This window comes from Hyphomonas sp. UBA3195 (genome assembly GCF_002366485.1).
Taxonomy (GTDB): Bacteria; Pseudomonadota; Alphaproteobacteria; order Caulobacterales; family Hyphomonadaceae; genus Hyphomonas.
Genome location: NZ_DEXB01000016.1, coordinates 78,151 through 100,585, shown reverse-complemented (window position 1 = coordinate 100,585; position 22,435 = coordinate 78,151). Strand labels below are relative to the sequence as shown.

The 22,435-nt window shown below is 57.8% G+C and carries 18 protein-coding genes; 4 read left to right on the top strand and 14 right to left on the bottom strand.

All coding sequences use genetic code 11. The features are described 5' to 3' along the window. A partial coding sequence (locus tag B2344_RS05530; RefSeq protein WP_290484817.1) for a beta-ketoacyl synthase N-terminal-like domain-containing protein occupies positions 1 to 3,734 on the bottom strand: 3,734 nt, incomplete at its 3' end. Between the two features lie 27 nt (positions 3,735 to 3,761). Next, positions 3,762 to 5,279 carry a PfaD family polyunsaturated fatty acid/polyketide biosynthesis protein gene (locus B2344_RS05525; protein WP_290483002.1) on the bottom strand — a complete coding sequence of 506 codons (1,518 nt, stop codon included), beginning with the start codon at positions 5,277 to 5,279 and terminating at the stop codon, positions 3,762 to 3,764. 474 nt (positions 5,280 to 5,753) lie between these two features. Between B2344_RS05525 and B2344_RS05520 the strand changes: the two genes are divergently transcribed. Genes B2344_RS05520 through B2344_RS05510 form a run of 3 tightly spaced genes read left to right on the top strand, consistent with a single transcriptional unit; the run spans position 5,754 to position 8,765 of the window. Beyond that, entirely contained in the window at positions 5,754 to 6,281 is a 528-nt protein-coding gene (locus B2344_RS05520; protein ID WP_290483003.1) for an ATP-dependent zinc protease, read from the top strand. Continuing rightward, positions 6,274 to 7,806, top strand: coding sequence for a UUP1 family membrane protein (locus tag B2344_RS05515; RefSeq protein WP_206991433.1), 1,533 nt, complete (start codon positions 6,274 to 6,276; stop codon positions 7,804 to 7,806). The genes B2344_RS05520 and B2344_RS05515 overlap by 8 nt, the downstream gene beginning before the upstream one ends. Beyond that, positions 7,803 to 8,765 (top strand): alpha-L-glutamate ligase-like protein, encoded by a 963-nt coding sequence (locus B2344_RS05510; RefSeq protein WP_206991434.1) that lies wholly within the window; start codon positions 7,803 to 7,805, stop codon positions 8,763 to 8,765. The genes B2344_RS05515 and B2344_RS05510 overlap by 4 nt, the downstream gene beginning before the upstream one ends. A 6-nt stretch (positions 8,766 to 8,771) precedes the next feature. Here B2344_RS05510 and B2344_RS05505 read toward each other — a convergent pair whose 3' ends face one another. The 8 genes from B2344_RS05505 to B2344_RS05470 all read right to left on the bottom strand — a co-directional run bounded on the left by B2344_RS05505 (position 8,772) and on the right by B2344_RS05470 (position 18,440). Next, complete coding sequence (locus B2344_RS05505) at positions 8,772 to 9,503, bottom strand: proteasome-type protease (protein WP_206991435.1); 732 nt, start codon at positions 9,501 to 9,503, stop codon at positions 8,772 to 8,774. A 33-nt stretch (positions 9,504 to 9,536) separates the two neighbouring features. After that, positions 9,537 to 10,337 (bottom strand): transglutaminase family protein, encoded by an 801-nt coding sequence (locus B2344_RS05500; RefSeq protein WP_034814986.1) that lies wholly within the window; start codon positions 10,335 to 10,337, stop codon positions 9,537 to 9,539. Positions 10,338 to 10,341: 4 nt separating this feature from the next. Beyond that, positions 10,342 to 11,283: an alpha-E domain-containing protein gene (locus tag B2344_RS05495; protein WP_206991437.1), complete on the bottom strand. Its 942-nt coding sequence runs from the start codon at positions 11,281 to 11,283 to the stop codon at positions 10,342 to 10,344. 3 nt (positions 11,284 to 11,286) lie between these two features. Then, positions 11,287 to 12,717, bottom strand: coding sequence for a circularly permuted type 2 ATP-grasp protein (locus B2344_RS05490; protein WP_290484816.1), 1,431 nt, complete (start codon positions 12,715 to 12,717; stop codon positions 11,287 to 11,289). A gap of 93 nt (positions 12,718 to 12,810) precedes the next feature. Then, positions 12,811 to 14,577, bottom strand: a complete 1,767-nt coding sequence (locus B2344_RS05485; protein WP_290484815.1) for a glycoside hydrolase family 15 protein — start codon at positions 14,575 to 14,577, stop codon at positions 12,811 to 12,813. Further along, entirely contained in the window at positions 14,574 to 15,308 is a 735-nt protein-coding gene (gene otsB, locus B2344_RS05480) for a trehalose-phosphatase (RefSeq protein ID WP_290483004.1), read from the bottom strand. Before otsB ends, B2344_RS05485 begins: the two co-directional genes overlap by 4 nt. Continuing rightward, positions 15,305 to 16,699, bottom strand: a complete 1,395-nt coding sequence (locus B2344_RS05475) for an alpha,alpha-trehalose-phosphate synthase (UDP-forming) (protein WP_290484814.1) — start codon at positions 16,697 to 16,699, stop codon at positions 15,305 to 15,307. Before B2344_RS05475 ends, otsB begins: the two co-directional genes overlap by 4 nt. Before the next feature lie 151 nt (positions 16,700 to 16,850). Beyond that, positions 16,851 to 18,440, bottom strand: coding sequence for an FMN-binding glutamate synthase family protein (locus B2344_RS05470; protein ID WP_290483006.1), 1,590 nt, complete (start codon positions 18,438 to 18,440; stop codon positions 16,851 to 16,853). 282 nt (positions 18,441 to 18,722) lie between these two features. Here B2344_RS05470 and B2344_RS05465 point away from each other — a divergent pair, with 282 nt between their 5' ends. Continuing rightward, positions 18,723 to 19,151 (top strand): DUF2853 family protein, encoded by a 429-nt coding sequence (locus tag B2344_RS05465; RefSeq protein ID WP_084333332.1) that lies wholly within the window; start codon positions 18,723 to 18,725, stop codon positions 19,149 to 19,151. 78 nt (positions 19,152 to 19,229) lie between these two features. On the opposite strand, the gene B2344_RS05460 is transcribed toward B2344_RS05465, so the two are convergent. The 4 genes from B2344_RS05460 to B2344_RS05445 form a co-directional block, all read right to left on the bottom strand. Beyond that, entirely contained in the window at positions 19,230 to 20,366 is a 1,137-nt protein-coding gene (locus tag B2344_RS05460; RefSeq protein WP_206991442.1) for an acyl-CoA dehydrogenase family protein, read from the bottom strand. Then, positions 20,363 to 20,686, bottom strand: a complete 324-nt coding sequence (locus B2344_RS05455) for a hypothetical protein (RefSeq protein WP_290484813.1) — start codon at positions 20,684 to 20,686, stop codon at positions 20,363 to 20,365. Before B2344_RS05455 ends, B2344_RS05460 begins: the two co-directional genes overlap by 4 nt. 2 nt (positions 20,687 to 20,688) lie before the next feature. Then, positions 20,689 to 21,903 carry an acyl-CoA dehydrogenase family protein gene (locus tag B2344_RS05450; protein WP_206991444.1) on the bottom strand — a complete coding sequence of 405 codons (1,215 nt, stop codon included), beginning with the start codon at positions 21,901 to 21,903 and terminating at the stop codon, positions 20,689 to 20,691. Positions 21,904 to 21,981: 78 nt separating this feature from the next. Beyond that, positions 21,982 to 22,407, bottom strand: a complete 426-nt coding sequence (locus tag B2344_RS05445) for a hypothetical protein (protein ID WP_290484812.1) — start codon at positions 22,405 to 22,407, stop codon at positions 21,982 to 21,984. Positions 22,408 to 22,435: the final 28 nt, after the last annotated feature.

Sequence of the window (22,435 nt, the reverse complement as noted above, 5' to 3'; positions counted from 1 at the left end):
GCGATCAGGGCCCGGACCGTGTCAGCCGTTACGCCGCCATTGGACGAGGCCGTCACAGTCGCCGGAGCCGCACTCATTGCCGGCGCAGGCGCCGAGGCGACACCCGACGCGTCGATCATGCCCGCAATCGCGGCAATCGTGCGCAAGTCCACGAGCTGTTCCGGATCAATCTCCGGCAGGCTTGGCATGCGTTCGCGCAGGGTCGACAGGATCTCGACCTGCTTGATGGAGTCGACACCGAGTTCGCCTTCCATATCCATGTCGGGTTCGAGCATGTCTTCGGGATAGCCGGTCTTTTCGGCAATGATGCCGCGGACCAGGCTGATGGAATCTCCCCCTGATGCAGAGGGTACTGGAGCCGGGGCCACCATCGGAGCTGGCTGAACGGAGGCTTGTGGCTGGGGCGCCGGTTGGGCTGCGGGTACAGGGACCGCCAACGGCGCGGGAGCGGCTGCGGGCTCTACTTCACGATAGGCGCCATTCGGTTTCACATCCATGGCCGGGGGTTGCGGCTGAACCTGAGCCGCTGGCGCAGGAGCTGGCAAGGCCACGGGCACCTGAGTACGCACAGGTTCGAGGGGTACCTGGCCCGCCATCTGTGCGGCCACGTTCAGGAAAGCCGAATGGGCCGTCGACATGGCAGACATGTAGTCGGCATGGCGCTGGGACACTTCCTGCATGATCCGCTCAGAGACCGTCGCATCTGGCGCCACAGTGGAATGGGAGTGCACGGCGTATTCCGGGCCTTTTGAGGATGTGTCTTGGGTCATGGGACTGCCTGTCTGTTCTGGAAGGACTTTGTGTTCCGGGCGCGGGGAAGATGGCGCCTGAACGGGATTGCTGGTGGATTGAAATTGTGCGGCTGGGCGATCCTGCACGGACGGCTTTTCCGGATTCGGCAGGGCACGGCCGGCCGCGCCATTCGCCGGAGGATAAGGCTTGTTGTAATTGCCGCCGGAAATCTTCACGGCGTGCTTGGACGGCGCTGGCTTTGGCGGCTGGGCCGGAAGGTCTGCGAACAGGCCGGCATAGTCGAGGTCGATGCCCGAGACGCCGAGGGTGGCGATGGCCAGGAGGAACTGGTTCACGCCATTGCGGCGTTTGTGATCCAGTGAAACGGCCAGATGCGGTTGCTCCCCCAGGATATGGCCCACCAGACCGGTGACCACGCCGCCCGGGCCGACTTCCACGAACACGCGTGCACCGGCCGCGTACATCGCCTCAACCTGTTCGCGGAAGCGTACCGGCTGGATCAGCTGGTCAGAGATGAAGGCCGGAAGGTCGGCGACCTTGGCATCATATTTCTGCGCTGTGGCGTTCGCGAAGACGTCGAGTTTCGGAACGCGTAATTTCTGCTTTGCGAGCACTTTGGCGAAGGGCGGAACCGCTTCGGCAACGATCTCGGAATGGAAGGCGGTTGCGACCGGCAGCATCCGCGCCTTCAAGCCGAGGGTTTCGCACTCTACTCGCGCCTGTTCCACAATGTCTTGCGCACCCGACAGCACGACCTGGTCCGGCCCATTGTCATTGGCAAGGACGAGGCCTTGTCCGATCTTCCTCAATACCGGTGCTATTGTCGCGGAATCGGTCTGGACTGCCAGCATGGCGCCCTTGGTGTTGCCCGCCGCCTTGGCCATGAGCGCACCGCGCTCCGCAGCCACCGTGAGGGCCGTATCGGAATCCATCACGCCCGCCAGATGCAGCGCCATGATCTCGCCGAAGCTGTGGCCTGCGGCCATGTCTGCCTGCAAGCCGAGTTGTGACAGAAGGCCCAGTTGCGACAAGGCCACTGCTGCGATGGCCGGCTGGGCATGCTGCATCTCGGTGAGAGTCTGGGTTTGCGCGCCGAAATCGACCTGATCGAATGCCGCCGGCGGGAAGGACAATTTGTCGAGCCTCAGCTTGCCGGTGCGCTTGTGGCTGGCTGCCTGATCCCATACTGCCCGAGCCTCCGGGAACGCCATGGCCAGATCAGAGCCCATTCCGACATATTGGCTGCCTTGACCGGAGAACATGAAGGCGATCTTGCCATCCACAGGCGCATCGAATGAGACAAAGCAATCGGCCTTGAACGGACGAATACCTACCTCCCCTGCCCGAATCTGGCTTGCGAGACTCTCCGACTTGGTTTTGAGATCGTCTGCGGTTTCAGCAATGATCGCAGCCCGTGCTGGAGCTTTCGATTCGAAGCCCGCATGTGTTTGTGAAGCGGCGTACGCCAGCGATGCGTCATCCACGCCGGATGCGCTGGCCTCGATTGCTGTCGCAAGGGCACCGGGCGTGTCTGCGCTGAACAGAAAAAGTTCCGCCGGAAAGACCCGGTACGGTCGTATTGCGGTTTTGCCGACATATTCTTCCAGGGTCACATGGTAATTGCTTCCACCAAACCCGAATGAGCTGACTGATGCCCGGCGCGGTCGCTTCTTTGTCGTGATCCAGGGACGGGGTTCGGTGTTCAGGTAAAAAGCACTGCTTTCCTTGATGACATCCGCGGGCTCCTCAACCTTGATCGTGGGCGGAAGGACTTTACGACTGAGCGCGTTGACGGTCTTGACGAGACTCGCAACGCCAGCAGCCGCCTTGGAATGCCCCATTTGTGATTTTACGGATCCGAGCGCGCACCATGGTTCGTCTGATTTGACTTCACCGAACACGAGATGCAGGCCGTCCAGTTCTGCCTTGTCACCAGCCTTGGTGCCTGTGCCATGCCCCTCCATCAAGTCGACAGCTTCCGGACCATATCCGGCCTGAACATAGGCACGTTTAAGCGCGCGGGCCTGTCCCTCAGGAACCGGTGCATAGATCGCCGTCCCCTTCCCGTCCGAGCCGCCACCCAATCCACGAATTACCGCATGTATCGTGTTGCCGTCGCGCTCGGCATCGTCCAGCCGGCGCAGCGCCAGCATGCCAATACCTTCCCCCAGCATCGTACCATCGGCACTATTCGAAAACGGTCGGCAGTCGCCCGTCGGCGACAGGGCCGGTGTTTTCGAGAAGCACATATACATCAGGATATCGTTCAGTGCGTCGACACCTCCGGTCAGGACCGTATCGCTGTCTCCGGCGCGAAGTTCGTGCAGGGCGATGCTGAGGGCTGACAGGCTGGAGGCGCAGGCGGCATCGGTGACCATGTTGCTGCCGCCCAGGTCAAAGCGGTTGGCGATCCGCCCTGCCACGACGTTCCCAAGCAAGCCGGGGAATGTCGCCTCCTGCCATTCGACATAATGGTTCTCGATCCGCTCAGCGAGTGCGACAACCTCGCTTTCTGGCATGCCTGCTTCGCGCATCGCATTGACCCAGACCGGGCGCTGCAGACGGCCTGCCATATGAGCGGTCAGTTCTGTCGCCGACGCCACGCCGAGGATCACGCTGGTGCGGGATTTGTCGATCCGGCCTTCACTGTCCCGCTCGATATCCTGTAAGGTCGCATAGGCCGCGATCAGTGCCAGCAATTGCGCAGTGTCGGTCCCTTCCATCGTTTTGGGCGGGATGCCGAACGTCAGGGGGTCGAAGGCAACTGGATCAATGAACCCACCGCGCCGACCGTACGTCTTGTCCTTCGCCAGCGGGTCGGAGTCATAATAGTCATCCACGAGCCAATGGCTTGCTGGCACGTCGGACAACAAATCCCGCCCTTCGAAAATATCGCGCCAAAAGCCGGTCACGTCTCCCCGGCCCGGGAAGATTGCGCCCATGCCCACAATGGCAATCGGAGTGGCAGCTTTTGAGCTCATGATCTGCTGGCCTTGTCATTCATCGTATCAGAGAAACTTTCGAGGCGTGTAGGAGAACGCTGAGGGTGGCACGCCAATCCCACAGGCGCGCATCTGTCCGGCGCGTGTCAGACGCGTCGCGCCCTCCATCAGGTTCAGGGCGATCTGGCGGATTGTGCGGTTCTCGATGGGCTCCAGAAATGTGCCAGCGACCCATTCATTGAACGCACCCTGCGCCGGGCCGCACCAGATCTGGTAATCGGAAACGCGGTCAGGAGCACCATCACGTGCCCATTGAGCCCCCATGAACAAATAGCGACGCGCAACGAGCGCGAGCCGCTTGTTGCCATCGGTTTCGGCGCGGGCCGCCTCCTTTGGATTCGACTCCGTGATGAAGGTCCGCGTCTGCTCCCAAGCGCTCTGGAAGGATTCCCCGAGCACGCCTTCCAGCCAGTCGCGATCTTTCTGGTCCATGGTTTCAAAAGACATACCAGACTTGTAGAGCGCGTGCAGCTTGCGTGCCCGCATCGCGAAGAGCGTACCGCGCTTCAGCACCTGCACTTCGACGCCTTGCTCAAACATGTCGGCCGCAGGAGCCATGCCGATATCAGCCGGCCCTGCCTTGGCCAGCAATTGTCGCGCAGGTTCAGACAAGCCGGATTCTACGGCGGCCTGATTGATGGAGCCAGTCAACACATATGCTGCGCCCATCTGAAATGCTGCGGCCACGCCATGTGGCGTCGCTATACCCCCGCCCAGGCCGATACGGATCGCATTTGCGTCTATGCCTGTTTCTGCAGCGACACGGTCTCGCGCCAGGGACAACGAGGAAAAGAGCGGAGCGGCAGAACGATTGTCGGTGTGACCGCCACTGTCAGCTTCAGCGGTGATATCCAGCGCTATTGGTACTCTCGAAGCAAGGGCGGCCTGCTCGGCAGAAATGCTCCCTTCAGAAACCAACGTTTTCAGTATTTTTTCGGGCGCAGGCTGCATGAACTGGGTGGCAACTTCCGCGCGAGAGACCTTGGCAAATACGTGGTTGGCGCGCTGGACCTTGCCGTCCGCGCTGCGTGTGAGACCAAGCGCTGTATAACGGACGATGTCTGGCGAAAGCCTCATATAGGCTGAAGCCGACACCCGCCGGACTCCCATTGCCAGAAACAGATCGACGACGCGCGCTTCATAGCCCGGCTGTTGCGGAGAGTGGATCAGGTTCGCGCCCCAAGCAGTTTGCCCCGGTGCGATACCAGCCTTGATCTCGCGCACGCCTTCTTCAATGGTTTCAGGTTTCAGCCCCGCGCTGCCGTAGAAGCCAACGCATCCCGCGCGAACGGCTTCTATCACCATCTTCGGCGTCGCAATCCCGCGGGCCATTTCGCCGACGACATAGTTGAAGCGCGCGCCATGCGCTTGCGCAAAGGCTGCATCCCCCAACCATTCAGGATAAATTGCAGGAAGTGTGACAGAACGAGCGCCCTGCTCGTCCGCTCGCAGGGAACCGCCGCGAACGAATAGCCCGACATTCTCACGAACACGGTCCAGAACCTGATCCACCGACAGACTCATAAAGCCTTCCTGCTTGCTGACCCCGATTTCTTCGAGGACGGACGTGACTCGTACATTTGAACACAGATAAAGGAAACGCACCTCCTAAGACGTGTCAAAACCCTCTACTGTGTTCCGTGAGACAGACTCAGCTCTCTCCCTCCAGAAACTACTGTAAAGCAGCAGCCAATGAACGCAACCTGAAATAGATATTTTTTCAAATTCTATTCTTGGTTAATTTTTGTCGGGATATGGCACACCTGCCAAGCGCCATTCTATTTGGGTGCAAAGGCAAGGCCACAGACGATCCCTGCATTCACCATAGAAATGCCACGAAATCACGTTTTTCAGGCGGAATCGGGCTGTTAAGGGAACTATTCAATCATCCTTGCGTCCCGTTTTGGGACCACCTAGTGATCGGATAGCTATCGCCCGCATGCCTTGCATGTTAGGTGACGAAAAATGCCGATCCTGAGGCAAGAGGAACGAATTCTCGTGAAGTATCTGAGACACGTCTTGGCCGCAACGGCCGTTCTTTCACTGCCCATAGTTTCCGCCATTGCGGACAGTCGCGACCGCTCAAGCGAACCGGCAGTGATGGGCTATGTCGAGAATGTTTATGTCGGCAAGCTCGGCCTGGAGATGAAGGGCAAGCTGGATACCGGCGCTGATTCAAGCTCTGTTTTTGCCCGTGACGTCCATATCTACAATAAATCTGGCAAGGATGACTGGGTCCGGTTTCGTCTGGTCGGCAAGAATGGTCGCACAGTGCGATATGACCAGAATGTCCGTCGCTTCGCGCTGATCAAGCTGAAAACCGGCGGAACCATCCGGCGTCCCGTCATCCACTTGCCGCTCTGCATCGGCGGCGTCAGTGGACTCGCTGAAGTCAATTTGGCTGACCGCGAGGATTTCGAGTACGACTTCCTGGTAGGCCGCGAGTTCATGGCATCCCGCGTGCTTGTTGATTCCTCTTCGACATTCATCGCCGAAGGCAGCTGCGAAAAAGACGACAGTGAATAGTTTTACACATACCCGACTACTTGCGCTGGTTCTGGCCGCTATCGGCCTCGGCATATTCGCAACCAAAGTTCTGCAATTGGACTATCCCCTGACGCCCGGCGAACGGACGACCACATGGGATTTCGAAATCTACCTCGATTTCGACACGAGCAACCAACCCGTCCGACTGGAAACCTATATTCCATCGAACAGTGAAAACCGCAGGGTGTCTCAGGAGCAATTCTACAACGGCGCCTTTGGTCTGCGCCTGAATGCGCGCGAGGGTGATGGCCGGACCGCGATCTGGACTTACCGCTATCCGAATGACCGGAAAGTGCTCCGCTACCGCGCGCGCCTGCTCGGCGAAACGCTCGCTAGCCCCTTGCCGGAAAGCATGCAGCGCAAGCTGCGCCGCGCCGCGCCTGAAGCCGAGAATGACCTTGAACGGCAAGCCTTCCTGGTCTGGTCGACAGATCTGCGCCGGCGATCCGCTGACGATGAATCTCTCGCCGATCTGGTGTTGGAAGAGATATTCGTGGACGGCGATGTCGATGAGGTGGAAGCGCTCTTGTCTCCCACACTCACCCGTCAGATCGCCCGCCTTGCGCTCGCACGTGATGTGCTGACAAGTCAGGGAATTCCAGCGCGGGTCGCTAATGGTGTTTACATGGACCAGGCACGCCGACGGGCCGAAATCCGTCACTGGCTTGAATACCATGCCGATGGAGCCGATCGACGCTACTTCCCCGGCCCGGACCCCGAAGAATTTTTCACGATCTGGCATGGCACGAATGATTTTATTCGCGCGGAAGGCATTTCGGACCTGGACCTGCAAGTCAGCCTGCAGCCGGTAAACGCAGACGTGGCGGATGTCATGCAGCGCGTCGCCAAAGCAGAAGGCTCGGCCATGCAATGGTTCTCCTTCAACCGACTGCCCATTACCACTCAGCTGGTCTATCAGGTGCTCGTCACCATCCCGGTTGGCATTCTGATGCTGGTCTTCCTGCGTCAGTTCATCGGGCTCCAGACACTCGGCACGTTCATGCCCGTCCTGATCGGAATTGCGTTCCGTGAAACCGCTCTTGTGAATGGCGTGATCCTGTTCACCGCACTGATCGCGCTGGGCCTCGCTGTGCGCTTCTATCTAGAGAAATTGAAGCTGTTGCTGGTGCCGCGATTGGCGACGGTGGTTGTGTTCATTGTTATCTGTATGGCTGTGATCGCCCAGATCATGGCGAATAACGGTCAGCGCATCGGTCTATCGATCTCGCTGTTCCCCATGGTCATTCTGACGATGACGATCGAGCGTATGTCGATCGCATGGGAAGAATACTCAGCTACAGAGGCCATCAAGCAAGGCATTGGCAGTCTCATGGTGGCGGCAGCATCGTATCTGGTGATGACCAACACGCATGTCGAATATCTGATGTTCAATTTCCCTGAACTGCTTCTGGTGATCATGGCGATCTGCCTGCTGATGGGGAAATATACCGGCTTGCGCCTCAGCGAGTTGATCCGTTTCCGTGAACTGGATGACCGGAAATGATCGGACGCTACCGGGCATTGCGACGTGCCGGACTGCTCGGAATCAACGAGCGGAATGTCCGGCTCGTCAATGAGCTCAATCCGAGGCGACTGATCCGGCTGGTTGATGACAAGCGCGAGACGAAGCGACTTGCGAACGCAGCCAATATTCCCACACCGGAACTCTATGGTGTGATCGCCAACCCGTTCCACATGCGCCATCTGGAATCCTATCTCGACAAGCCGGATGGCGTGGTCATCAAGCCCGCCAATGGCTCTCAGGGAAATGGGATTCAAGTGCTGATGGAGCCAATGCGTGGCGGCTGGCGCCGTTCCAATGGGCAGCGCGCCCTGCTCGAAGACATCCGTTTCCACGTCAATAACATCCTGTCGGGCATGTACAGCCTAAGCGGCCAACCGGATGTGGCGATGTTTGAGTACCGGGTGAAGTTCGACGAAATCTTCAATCCGATCTCATTCGGCGGCGTACCGGATATCCGGATCATTGTCGTGCGGGGCATTCCTGCCGTGGCCATGGTGCGTCTGCCGACCGCAGAATCTGACGGTAAGGCAAACCTCCATAAGGGCGGCGTTGGTGTCGGATTGGATCTTGTGACCGGCAAGACACTCAGCGGCATGCAGAATGGCAAAACCACTGACATCCATCCTGACACGGCAAACCCGCTGCGGAATTTCTCGGTGCCACACTGGGACACAATGCTCGAAATGGCAGCAAAGGCCTATGATGTAACCGGGCTCGGCTATCTCGGCGCCGACATCGTACTGGACAAGACCAAGGGGCCGCTCCTGCTGGAGCTCAATGCCCGTCCCGGCCTGGCGATTCAGGTCGCCAACCGGATCGGCATTCGCCCCCTGTTGAACGCGACTCTGAAGGCAGACATTGAGGGCCTGGATGCACTGGCCCGTGTCGAGCTCGCCAAGAGGCTCTACCGCAACCATGTCCCGGAACCGACCTTTTAGGCCAAGTCAGAATTCATAGTCGGGCAGCGAGTTGAAAGCCAGTTTCAGCGCGTCTCCCCAACGCGAAGAGATCGCCGTGAAATAGGGATCATTCTCTTCGACGCGTCGCTTCTCAGTGACTTTGTAAATGTCTTTTTCAATCGTCTGCAGATCAAGCGGCATCCCCACCGAGAGGTTTGCCTTGAGTGTTGAGTCAAATGAGACGTAGAGCAGTTTTACCGCTTCTTCGAACGTCATGTCCGGGCTGAAAGCTCTCAGCAGGATCGGTCTGCCATATTTGGTCTCGCCAATCTGGAAGAAAGGCGTTTCGTCGCTGGCCTCAATGAAGTTGCCTTCGGGATAGACCAGGAACAGACGCGGCTCCATCCCGGAGATCTGTCCCCCCACGATGAGCGTCGCGCCGAAAGCCGCCTCTGATTCCGGCCCTCCATCGCCCTGCGTGCGGATGACCTCCTTCACCGTGTCTCCGACCAATCTGGCAACCTGAAACATTGTATCAGCTGCCATGATACTGGGGTTTCGTTCTTCCGGCGCCTTCAGGCGCTCATCCAACAGGCTGATCACGGCCTGCGTGGTTGCGAGGTTTCCCGCAGTCAAAATGGTGATGACCCGCTCGCCGGGCACCTCCCATGTGAACATCTTCTGAAACTTCGAAATGTTGTCGATGCCCGCATTGGTGCGAGTGTCCGACATAAAGATGAGCCCCCGGTCAAGCCGAAGCGCAACGCAATACGTCACTTGATGATTCTCCGATCAATATCTCGACTAACTTTACTGCTGGACTTGAATGGAAACCACGAGATTTTCCGCACCCGCGCCATAGACCAAACCTCTGATGGGGGCCGCGTCGCTGTAATCCAAGCCAGTCGCTACCTGTATGTAGCGCGCATCCGGGCTAATACCATTGGAAACATCAAACCCCGTCCATCCAAGGCCATCGACCCAAGCCTCCGCCCAGGCATGGCCGGCGTCCTGGTCCACCCTGTCCGTCATCATCAGGTATCCGCTGACATAACGCGCAGGATAGCCAAGCAGGCGCGCGACCGTGATGAATATATGCGCATGGTCCTGACAGACCCCCTGCCCCTGCTGCAGCGCATCTTCTGCCGTGGTGCGCGAGTCTGTCTCATTGGTCCGGTAGGCAACCTTGTCCGCAATTTCCACCATCAACTCATGCAGGACGCCAATATCTTGTGACGGGCTTCGACTGAACTTGCCCGCCAATGCCCGCAATCCTTTCGCCGGCATGGTGAGTTCGGTCGGTCGCTGGTAAAGCCAGAGCGGCACAAGCTGACTGTGCCCCCCCATGACACCGGACGTGTCATGCGTCTCGACCTCACCTTTTACACTTACCGACACGCTCATGACGTCCGGCTCCAACTGGATCAGATCCACCAGATTTCCATGATGGTCGGTATAGCTTGTTTCCCAGTGCGCCCCTTCAATCGATACGTCCCAAGACAGGATTGATTGCGACGGAAGGCTGATCGGCCGTTTGCGAACCTGCTGGAGCGCATAGGACACGCCATGTTCGTATGTGTAGGTCGATGAATGATCTACGGTCAGTCGCATCTCATCACTCCGCGAACCTGAAATCTGTTTCGATCTGCGCCGAGAGGGATGCATTCCGCCTCAGGAAGTCCGACAGGAATTCGTGCAATCCGTTTTCAAACACGCTCTCAATCGTCGTGGCCGTCAAGCTCGCCTCAAGAGACTCGGCAAGATCATGGGTCCCCAGCCGTTGGCCATATTGCCGGAACAGACAATCCAGTTGGTGAGTGATCGTGTCGTAACAATAGGCCAGCGAGCGCGGCATACGTGTGTCGAAGATCAGGAAATCGGCTATCGCTCGCGGCGTGATGTTGCCGCCATTGAGCCAGTGGAAAGACCGCTCTGCCGAAGCCGACCTCAGGATCATCTCCCACTGCACATTGTCGAGCGACGAGCCGACCGAGGCGCTGGACGGTAGCAGGACGTAGTATTTTGTATCGAGAATGCGCGCCGTATTGTCAGCGCGCTCAAACATGATGCCCAACAGGATAAAATTATAGATGTCATTGCGGAGCATAGTGCCTGTGGTCGCGCCTCTTACCTGCGCGCCCTGCTGGCGGATCATGGTCAGGATTTCTGGCAGGTCCGTCTCGGATGGCGCACGCTTCAACGCATCGCGCACGGCCATCCAGAAGTCATTGATCGCTTCCCACATTTCCCGCGTCAGCGCGGTGCGGGTCATGCGGGCATTTTCTCGCGCCGCATGCAGCGTTGACATCACGCTGGACGGATTGCTGCGATCTCGCAGAGCGAAATCGGCAACCTTGTCGCCCGTGATTGTGTCATGACGCGCCAGATAGGCATCACAACAGCCCGCAGTGACGAGCACAGATCGCCACTCCTCCTCGCCCGGTTGGGTCCGGGTGAGCGCCATGCGGAAGCCCGCCTCGACAAGGCGGCTGGTATTTTCGGCTCTTTCCAGAAGCCGGGCCATCCAGAACAGACCCGATGCAGTCCTGCCCAGCATGACTTAGCCCTCCTTCAGGACCCAAGTATCCTTGGTGCCCCCGCCCTGGCTGGAGTTCACAACAAGCGATCCCTTTTTCATGGCAACGCGGGTCAATCCGCCGGGCGTCACCTCAACACCATCAGATGAAACAAGTACGAATGGGCGCAAGTCGACATGGCGAGGTGACAGGCCAGCTTTCGTCAGCACAGGCACCGTCGAAAGGGCCAATGTGGGCTGGGCTATATAATTGGATGGCTTGGCTTGAAGCTTCTTTCGGAAGGCAGCGATTTCCTTCTTGCTCGCTGCGGGCCCGACCAGCATGCCATAGCCTCCGGAGCCGTGAACTTCCTTGACGACGAGTTCTTCCAGATTCTCCAGCACATAGGACAAGGAGTCTTTCTCCGCACAGCGCCAAGTCGGCACATTCTTCAGCAGCGGCGCTTGCCCCGTATAGAATTCGACGATGTCCGGCATGTATGAGTAGATCGCCTTATCGTCGGCAATGCCGGTGCCCGGAGCATTGGCAATTGTAATGCCCCCAGCCCGGTAAACATCAAAGATGCCCGCCACGCCCAGCATGGATTCCGAGTGGAAATTCAGTGGATCGAGATAGTCATCATCAACTCGTCGATACAACACATCGATGGTTTCGTAGCCTTGCGTGGTTCGCATGGCGACCCGTCCATCAACGACGCGCAAGTCATGACCTTCGACAAGCTCAACGCCCATCTGGTCCGCCAGGAAGGCATGCTCGAAATAGGCTGAATTATGGATACCTGGCGTGAGGATCGCCACCGTGGGTCGGCCCGAGGCCTGTGCCGGTGCAGACCGTTCGAGCGAACGTCGCAGCGCCATCGGATACCCCGAAACACGCTGCACCGACATCTGCGCAAACAGTTCCGGGAACATCTTCAACATGGTCTCCCGGTTTTCCAGCATATAGGACACGCCAGAGGGCGTGCGGGCATTGTCCTCCAGCACAAAGAATTCGTTGGGGCCGGTGCGCACCAGATCAATCCCGACAATATGCGTGTAAATCCCTCCCGGTGGCTCGAAGCCGATCATTTTCGGAAGAAAGGCGTCATTCTCGCGGATAAGGTGTTCCGGCAAGCGACCGGCGCGGACGATCTCCTGTCGGTGATAGATATCGTACAGGAAAGCGTTGATTGCCTTGACCCGTTGCTCGATGCCGCGAACCAGCAAGGCCCACTCGCTGGCGCCGATAATGCGCGGCACCAGATCGAACGGGATCAGCCGCTCGTCAGCTTCAGATTTTCCATAAACGTTGAAGGTGATACCGGTTCGCCGAAAGAAGGTTTGCGCATCCCGTGATTTCTTCAGCAGAGCCGAAGGGGTCGTGTTGTCAAACCAGCCATTGTATCCGGCATAAGGCGCTCGCACGCCTTCGCCAAATCCATGCATCTCGTCGAATACGTCCTCACCATCAGCCATGGACCCAGCAACACACAAACGCTGGATAGTTTCAACAAACTCAGTCAGCGATCATGATGATCAATAGCCTGCGTTCGTACAAACTGCGCAATATCAGGTAACCGCTGCCCAAGGCTTGCTCAGCAGGGCCGCAGAATTGATGATTCCGACCATGCAGTAGGTTTGAGGAAAGTTCCCCCAAAGCTCGCCGGTCTCCGGATCAACATCCTCCGACAGCAATCCAACATGATTGCGGCTGGCAAGCACGCTTTCAAAGATTTCGCGCGCCTCCTCGACGCGCCCCACCCGGTAGAGCGCATCAATGAACCAGAAAGTACACGCCGTGAAGGCAGTCTTCGGTTTTCCGAAATCGTCCTCGACCTTGTAGCGATAAACATGGTTTCCCATTCGAAGGTCGCGGTCGACAGCCTCAACGGTTGCGACATAACGCGGATCGCTTGCCGGGAGAAAGCCGATCTCGGCCATCAGCAGGACAGAGGCATCAAGGTCGGTACCACCAAAGGCCGCTGTAAACGCGCCGACGTCTGCACTCCAGGCCTTCTCCAGAATGGTGGCGTGAATAATGTCCGCCCGCTCACGCCAGTAGGCTGCGCGATTGTCGAGTTCGAGCCGCACGGCAATACGCGACAGGCGATCGCATGCTGCCCAGCACATGATCGCCGACGATGTGTGGACATGCGCAATGGTCCGGAACTCCCAGATGCCTGCATCCGGTGTGTCATAGACCGCGAATGCGCGCTCGCCCACGGGCTCAAGTTGTTCAAACTCGGCGATGCCGGGCTGCGCAAGCAGCCGGTGATCGAAAAAGGATTGCGCGACGCCGAGTACGACCTGGCCGTAAACATCGTGCTGTACATGTTCGGCGGCCTGATTACCCCGACGCACCGGTCCTGAATCGCGGAAGCCCGGCAAGTTCGGTGCGAGGTCTTCGGTCAAGTCTGCCTCGAGCCCGATCCCGTACACGGGCTGGATGTGACCGCCTTTGGAATGGGCCACAATATTCCGCACCCACCTCATATAGTGTTCCAGCGTCCCCATGCCTGAGAGCCGGTTCAGCGCTGTCACAGTGAAATAGGCATCCCGGATCCAGCAAAAGCGATAATCCCAGTTGCGTGAAGAACCTTCATGTTCCGGAATGGACGTGGTCAGCGCCGCCACAATGCCGCCAGTCTCTTCGAACACACACAGTTTAAGTGTTATGGCCGCGCGGATAACCTCATCCTGCCACTCGAACGGAACGGCAAGGCTCCGCGCCCATTTCGCCCAATACTGACGCGTGCGCTCCTCCCAGTCGCGTGCGATGACACTCGGGGAATCTGTCAGCGATTCGTCCGCCCCAAGAATAAACGTCACATCCTTGTCCAGAACGAAGCTTGTTTCGGTGAGAATATAGGAAACCGGCGCGTCAGTCGTGACTCGGAATGAAAACTCTTCGTCGACGAACCGCACATGATTGACACCGCGTATGGGCTTGAGCCGACGCCCTCCCCAGTCAGTTTCCGGCGTCAGGGAGATTTTCAGCTGTGGCGTGCCCGCGATAACTTCAAACCGTCGCACCAGACTGACGGGCCGGAACGTGCGACCCTTGCGTTCAAACCTCGGAGCAAAGTCGACGATCTCCAGGATGGCGCCGTCTTCAGACTCCATACGCGTGCGCAGGATGGCGGTGTTCCGGTCATAGGACTGCGTACGCTTGGACAGGCCCTCCATCCACACACTGAATGAACCGCCACCGCCCAAAAGCTTGTTGAAGACGGGCTCCCCGTCAAAGCGTGGCAGGCAGAACCACTCATAGTCACCGCGCGCATTGATCAGGCCCGCAATGGTTCCGTTGCCAACAATTCCCAGATCGAGACTCATACTTCTCCCAACACTTGTTCCAGATAGGTAGCGACGTCGCGATGAGACGCCAGCCGATAGTTTGCCGCGCTCTCGCCTTCTCCGACCTTGATCGACCAGCCACCGAGCTTATTGGCCACAAGGAAGGCGTCTTCATCTGTCTTGTCGTCGCCAATCATCACCGGCAGGCGCCCAGCGAACGGCGCAGTCTCCATGGCAGCTTGAAGGCAAACGCCCTTATTGGCCCCACTCGGCTTTGCCTCAAGCACCATCTTTCCCGATTGCAACGAGTAATCTTTGTACTGAGAAATTACGCTACTGATTTCGTGAGTGAGTTGCTCACTCTTTTCAGGTGCCGCACGATAGTGGATTGCGAGAACCGGCCCTTTCTCTTCCAAGCGTACACCATCATGCACGTCCACGACGGATGAGATGCCGGAGAGCAGAGACTTGGGCGCGGACGGCACACCTTCGGTCATTGCCGCGCCAGGCGCGGCTGATCTCAGGCCATGATTGCCGAACCTCCAAAGCGTATCGGGCACACGTTTCGACAAATCTGTCAGGTCACGGCCAGAGAGAATTGCCAATGCACCATCGAGCTTTTGAGAGACGCGCATGAGAACCGAATCCAGACCTGACGCCAGAAACACGGCATCTGGATCATCCTGAAGCGGAGACAGCGTTCCATCAAAATCCAGGAACAAGGCGACACCCTGGTCAAGCGCCGGCGGCATGACAGAGGAATTACTCATGCAGGCACGCCCTCAAACGCCGTCATGAAGCGGTGGCGCCACCAGTTGATGTCCTGCTGGGCAATATTGTCGAAGAGCTTCTGCCAACGGTCCTGCCGCTCGTCGAGCGGCATCTCTATGGCCTGCTTAACGGCTTCCGCGATGGCCGAGCTGTCATATGGATTGATGATGATCGCCTCCTTCATCTGCTCTGCCGCACCGGCAAATTGCGACAGGATCAGAACACCCGGGTCCTGAGGGTCTTGCGCGGCGACAAACTCCTTCGCAACAAGATTCATGCCGTCCTGCAAGGGGGTCACCAAGCAGGCCTTTGCGAGACGGTAGAGCCCGGCGATTTCTTCGCGGTCGTACCCGCGCGCCAGATATCTGATCGGCATCCAGTCGAGGTCGCCATAGTCGCCATTGATCCGTCCGGACAGCGCATCAAGCTGTTCACGGAGCTGGGCGTATTCCTCGACGACAGACCGTGAGGGCGGTGCGATCTGAGTGAACGAAATCTTGCCGTGTAATTCCGGATACCGGTCGAACAAGTCGGCCATACCTTCAAACCGCTGCGGCAGACCCTTTGAATAGTCCATCCGGTCAACCCCGATGACGAGGTCGCGTTCACCTAGAAAACGTGACAGGCGGGTCGCCGCCCGGTCTGCTGGCTCCTTGGTTGCCGCCGCAGCAAAGCCCTCACTATCAATGCCAATAGGACAGTGCAGCAGATGGACAATGCGGCCCTCTACTTTGAACTTCCCATCCGGCTGTTCCTCGGCCCCGAATTCTTCTTCGAGGTATTGCGCGAGATTGGCGAGGTCCTTGCGGCACTGAAGGCCGACCACGTCATAGGCACAAAGTCCCTTTGCCAACTTGCGGTGTTCCGGAATGGCACGGAACACTTCTGGTGCGGGAAAGGGAATATGCAGGAAGAAACCACATTTTCCCTGCCACCCCTCTTCCCGCAAGATGTCGCCTAGCAGCAGGAAGTGATAATCATGGACCCAGACAATGTCGGCTTCATCTGCCTGGTGCCGTACGATTTCCGCAAACTTCTCATTGATCTCGACATAGAACCGATAATACGCGGAATCGAACACGGCCAGATCAATCCGGTTGTGCATGACCGGCCAGAGCACACTGTTTGAATAACCGAGATAGAAACCGTCAAACTGGTCGCGGGAATAGTCAGTCAAGGCGAACTCAACGCCGTCCTCTGCAGACCGTTTCGCGCGGTTGCTGGGAAAGTCGAGAATACGGCCGCTCCAGCCAATCCAGAGGCCCTGTGTGTCGGCGAGCGTATCCCAAAGCGCAACTGCGAGCCCTCCGGCTCGGCTTTCCTGTCCAGCCGCGGTACGGTTTGAGACTGCGATCAGTCGTGAGCCTTTTGAAACTTTATGTTCTGTCATTGCCCATCCTGTCTCACCCCGTCTAACGCGTGACGCATCACTGCCAAAGGCATAGCGCTGTACCTGAGTGCAGAAACCCCCACCCTGCTCGCTTTGTGAGCACTACCATAAATCTGAGTAGCGCGGAGATGGTTCCCGCCAAATCACAGAACTAGCTTGCTGGCAGGAAACTGTTGGCCTGTGCCATGCGCCATTCTTGCGCAAGTTGGGTTTCATCCGGGGCATTCAACAATTGTCCGGCCCGCACAAGCTGGTAGGCGCGTTCCGCGGTGTAGGCGATGTCCTCGGTCACGCGATGCATCACGTGACGCGGGGTCAGCTCGGACGGATGTTCACATCCTGCGGCACCAACAACCTCCATCAATGCCTTGACCGTATTTCGTTGGTAGTTCCTGACGCGGATCGCCTTGTCGGCCACGACCAATCCGCGCTGGCGCGCTTTGTCGGATGTCGCAATGCCGGTCGGGCATGTATTGTTGTGGCAGTTCAGCGACTGAATGCAGCCGAGCGAGAACATGAAGCCACGCGCCGTATTCACCCAGTCAGCTCCCAGCGCCATGGAAGATGCAAGGGAGAAAGCGCTGATCTGTTTACCGGAACAGGCAAGCCGCACATCACCCTTCAAACCCGTCCCCACAAGTGCGTTGCGAGCCAGCACCAGGGCCTGTCTCAAGGGTGCACCGACATGGTCAAGAAACTCAGCAGGCGCTGCGCCAGTGCCCCCTTCCCCACCATCGACCACCATGAAGTCAACCCGCAACCCAGTTTCCAACATGGCTTTGCAGATGGCCAATGTTTCCCAACGATTGCCGACAGCAAACTTGATCCCGACCGGTTTGCCACCTGACAGCTCGCGCAGGCTCGCAACAAATTCCAGCATCTCGATTGGCGTCGAGAAGGAGGAATGCGCGGGCGGCGAAACGCATGTTTGTCCAACTGCGATCCCGCGCGCCTCGGCGATCTCATGTGTTACCTTTTCTCCCGGCAACACGCCGCCATGCCCCGGCTTTGCGCCTTGGCTCAGCTTTACTTCAATCATCTTGATCTGTGGGTCAGAGGCCGTGTCCGCGAACTTGGCCGCATCAAAAGATCCGTCAGCTGCGCGGCACCCGAAATATCCAGAGCCCAGTTCCCAGACAAGATCGCCGCCGCCCTGACGGTGGTAACGTGACACGCCACCCTCTCCTGTGTCGTGATAGAAGCCACCCAAGGATGCGCCTTGTGACAAGGCTTCAATTGCGTGCGCGCCGAGTGAGCCAAAACTCATTGCAGAGATATTGAAAACGCTTGCCGAGTAAGGCTGCGATGTTTCCGGCGCGCCAACCAGCACACGCGGGTTTGCCTCTTCCGGATGTTTCGCCGCTATGGAATGCGCCAGCCATTCATAAGGCGGTTTGTCGATATCAAGATGGCTGCCGAACGGCTCAACGGACGAAACATCCTTTGCACGCCGATACACCAATGTGCGCTCTTCATGATTGAAGGGACGCCCCTCCGTTTCACTTTCGACAATGTAGGCACGCAGGAAAGGTCGCAACTCCTCCGCGACCCATCGAATGCGCGCGAAAAGCGGAAAGTTTCGCCAAAGACTGTGTCGACGCTGAAGCACATCATACAGACCTGTCAGGGCCAAAGGGATCAAGGCGACAGCGAGGTAGATCAACCAGCTGTGCTGTCGCCAAAACACAAGGCATAGCGCCAACAGCAGAACAGTTGCGAGCCAAGGCAGGTAACGAAACATTTTATCCTCACTTCACGGCCAGTATCGCCATTGGGTGTGAACTCCTCGCATAGAGAGGTCAATCAATCGTATCCATACGCTTCCAGCGAACCGCCCAAGACGGCATATTGGTCATTCAATCCGTACTCGCACTACTTCGGGATATTGTTGCACTACCGAAAAGGGGTTGGCAGGCTGTGGAAAAACGGGTCAGTGTTCAAACAGCGTTTCAAACTGATTCGTGTTGTGAGCTGCGTAAATTTAAACACGCCCGTCCGTCGGGCCCATTGAGGAGACACTCCCATGGCAAAAGCAACCAAAGCCAAGAAAGCTGCGGCGCCAAAAAAAGCTGCTGCACCCAAGACAACGAAACCAGCCAAGGCACCTTCACCGAAGGAAGTCCTGATGGAGAAGTACATCACTGACCTGAAAGACAAGGTTGGTGAGACACGCTCTGACATGGCGCTTCTGGATGCAGCCGTCAAAGCCTGTGGGCCGACGATCTACAAGGCCGATTCCGCAACCGTTGCTGCTTCCGACAAGGAAGAGCTGGGTCGCATCAAGAAGGGCTTTATCGCAAAGAAGCTTGGCGTTACTGACGACGCAAAAGCAGATGCCGCGATTGCGGATGCTGTTGCAAAGTACGGAAAGTCCGTTCGCGCAAAGCATCGTCCGGTAATGTATTACCTGATCGCGAAGGCGCTCAAGAAGGGCTCGGTCCTCAAGGGCTAAGCACTGCTTCCCTCACGGGAGAAAAAGAAAGCCGGGAAGGTTGTAACCTTCCCGGCTTTTTTTGCGTTGAATGCTGGATCAGTATCCAGCAAGGCGCGCGTAGCGATCCCTGTGCCAGCTGGCAGAACCATAGAGCGCTTCCTGTACGCGAGCCCGCTTCATGTAGAGGCCAGGGTCTGCATCATCCGTCATGCCAATACCCCCATGCATCTGCACGCACTCGTTTGATACGAGATGAATCAATTCGCCGGCGCGCGCCTTGGCCAGACTTGCCAGTTCCGCAATATTTGGCTTGCCGTCATCAACGGCCGCCAGCGCAGCCGCAATGCAGGAACGCGTCAGCTCCAGCTCAGTAAACATCTTTGCGGCACGATGCTGCAATGATTGGAACGATCCAATCAGTTGGCCGAACTGTTTCCGGTTGTTGAGGTACTCCAATGTCATCTCAAACGCCGCATCTGCACTTCCCAGCATTTCCGCCGCCTGGCCGATCGCCGCCCGGTCCAGAACCGGCTCCAATACGTCTGCGCCTTTGTCCACTGCGCCGATGACAGCTGTTGCCGGAACCATCACATCTTCCAGCACGACATGAGCCGCGCCGTGAGAGTCGACGGAGTTCAGCGCTTGGATAGACACGCCCTTTGCATCCGCCGGAACCATGAACAGCGTAAGGCCGTGACGGTCACCTGCTTCGCCAAAGGTACGCGCCACAACAATCAGCATCTCGGCATGATGAGCGTCCGGCACAAACCGCTTCATGCCGTTCAACGTGTAGCCTTGCCCATTGCTCTCCGCCTCGGTGGCGACGCCCAGCGGATTGAAATGCGCAGTTTCGTCGAGCGCCAAGGCAAAACTGGTTGCGCCCCCGGCAATCTTGGGCAACCATTCCGCCTGCTGTTCTGCGCTGCCGCCCAGCTGCAAGGCGCTGGCCGCGATCAGGGCTGTCTGGAGAACCGGTGTTGGCGCCAGTGTACGGCCTTGCGCTTCCAGAACCTGGCCAAGTCCGACCAGGCCGAAGTGTTCACCACCTGGCTCATCCGGAATGATCACACCAAAGAAGCCGAGTTCGGCGAGTTTCTGTCGTGTCTCTGCGTCTACGCCATTTGCTCCACTGTCGCGCAGTTGGCGCAGGCGAGTCACTGGCATTTCGTCACGCGCGAACGCCATAGCGGTGTCGCGCAGCATTTCCTGGTCTTCCGTCAAAAGGAACGTCATCTGAATATCTCCGAAGCCTTGCGTTTTTCCCTGGTGTTTATTGCATCACGGCGGACATTTTCCGCTTCGCGCCCCACGAGCAGACCGGCCAAACCGGCCGTACTCCAAAGGGCGCTGGCAGCGAGAACCAGCCGGATGTTTGTCAATTCGAGGCGCGCTGCCTCCATGCCTGCCCATACGTAGACAACGACAAGGGTCGACAACAGCGCAAGTGTCCACACAGCCACCTGCATAAGCCAGCGCCCACGGAAAAACGGAGCCAGGACTCCGGCCATGAACGGTGTGCCAAGAAACAGAATTATGATCTGCGTGGACGACATGCTTATTTGTGGTCCTTGAGACCCAGTACGCGTTTCGAGATCACGTTGAGATTGATCTCGCTCGTGCCGCCCTCGATTGAGTTGCCTTTCGAGCGAAGCCATTGGCGCGTAACCTTTTTGGCAGACGGGTCAAAGCCCTCCCCTTCCCAGCCAAGACCCTCAGTTCCAAGCGCCTCGACGAGTAGTTCGTGACGATCCTGATTCATCTTTGCAGCACCATATTTCAGGATGGAAGCTGTGTGGCCCACCTGCTGGCCAGCCTTGGCTTGTTCGGCCTGGCGCTGGACGGTTAGATTGAACGCCTTCGCATACATCTTGTGGTCCGTGATCCGTCCGCGTAGATCGCCATCGATGAGACGTCCCTCATTGTCGGTACCGATATGCATCTTCGCATATTCTTCAGGCCCAAGAATGCCGGAGCCTCCCGTGCCGCCAAATCCGCCAGCAGAGATGGAAGAGCGCTCGAACTGAAGCAGCCGCTTGGCGATCTGCCAGCCCCCATTCACGTCGCCGACCAACTGATCCTTCGGCACCTTGACGTCGGAAAAGAAGGTTTCGCAGAATGGGCTTTCACCCGAAATCAACTGGATCGGACGCGCCTCAACGCCCGGGCTCTCCATGTCGAACAGAATGAAGCTGATGCCTTCATGCTTCACGCTCGTGTCAGTGCGAACGAGACAGAAGATCCAATCGGCCTTGTCGGCGTAAGATGTCCATACCTTCTGTCCGTTGATCAGGTAGTGATCGCCCTTGTCTTCGCAACGCGTCTGAAGGTCGGCAAGGTCAGACCCCGCGCCGGGCTCTGAATATCCCTGACACCAGCGCGTCTTGCCTTTCACGATGTCCGGGATGAAACGAAGTTTCTGCTCCTCGTTGCCAAACTCAAGCAAGGCCGGGCCAAACATCCAAAGGCCAAAGGAGAACAGCGCCGGGCGCGCCTTGATGCGGCGTAGCTCTTCCTGAAGCACACGATTCTGCGCGCGGCTCAGTCCGCCGCCCCCATATTTCGCTGGCCATTCAGGAGAGGTCCACCCCTTCTCGCCCATACGCTCCAACCAGAGCTTTGCTTCGGGATTCTTGAACTTTTCGCGCTTACCGCCCCAGACGATCTCGTCATCCTTCATGGGCGTGCGCATAGACGGCGGACAATTCTCCTCAAGCCATTCCCGCGTTTCTGCACGGAATTGCTCTAAATCGACAGATTCATCATACGCCATATCGGACTCCTGAAGGGGCAACAGAACTTTGCCCAACCATATGCCCATCAGATAGCACCGCCAAGCACTGACCTAGCGTTAGAATTGGTGCGCGCCTCCCGCGCCAGGCACGCCCTCTCGAGGCGTTTTGACCCAATAATGTGGTCTGCGCGCCAAGCTGTAGAGGGCTCTCGCCATCGCGAAGAACTGCAGCGGCCAATAAAATGGCAATGTGATAAGGTCTCGCATGCGTATTGCGAAGGAAGCCGACGGCACTGTGAGGGCGGTCACAGCACCAGCGGCATAAGAAACGGCAAGCATCGCCCAGCTGATGCGGCTTAAGTTGGCATCCGGAGACACGATACAGACCACGCACCAGACCAGCCAAGGAAGGTGAAAGAGCGCAGACAGAATGGAGGCGCCAAGCGTCAGCTGCATAGAGACAAAGCGCAGCGCCCCCATTTCACGTGCTGCAGTGACGGGTTCGCGCATCAGCACCAACCAAGTCTGCACGAAGCCCTTCAACCATCGCGACCGCTGACCAAGCCAGACA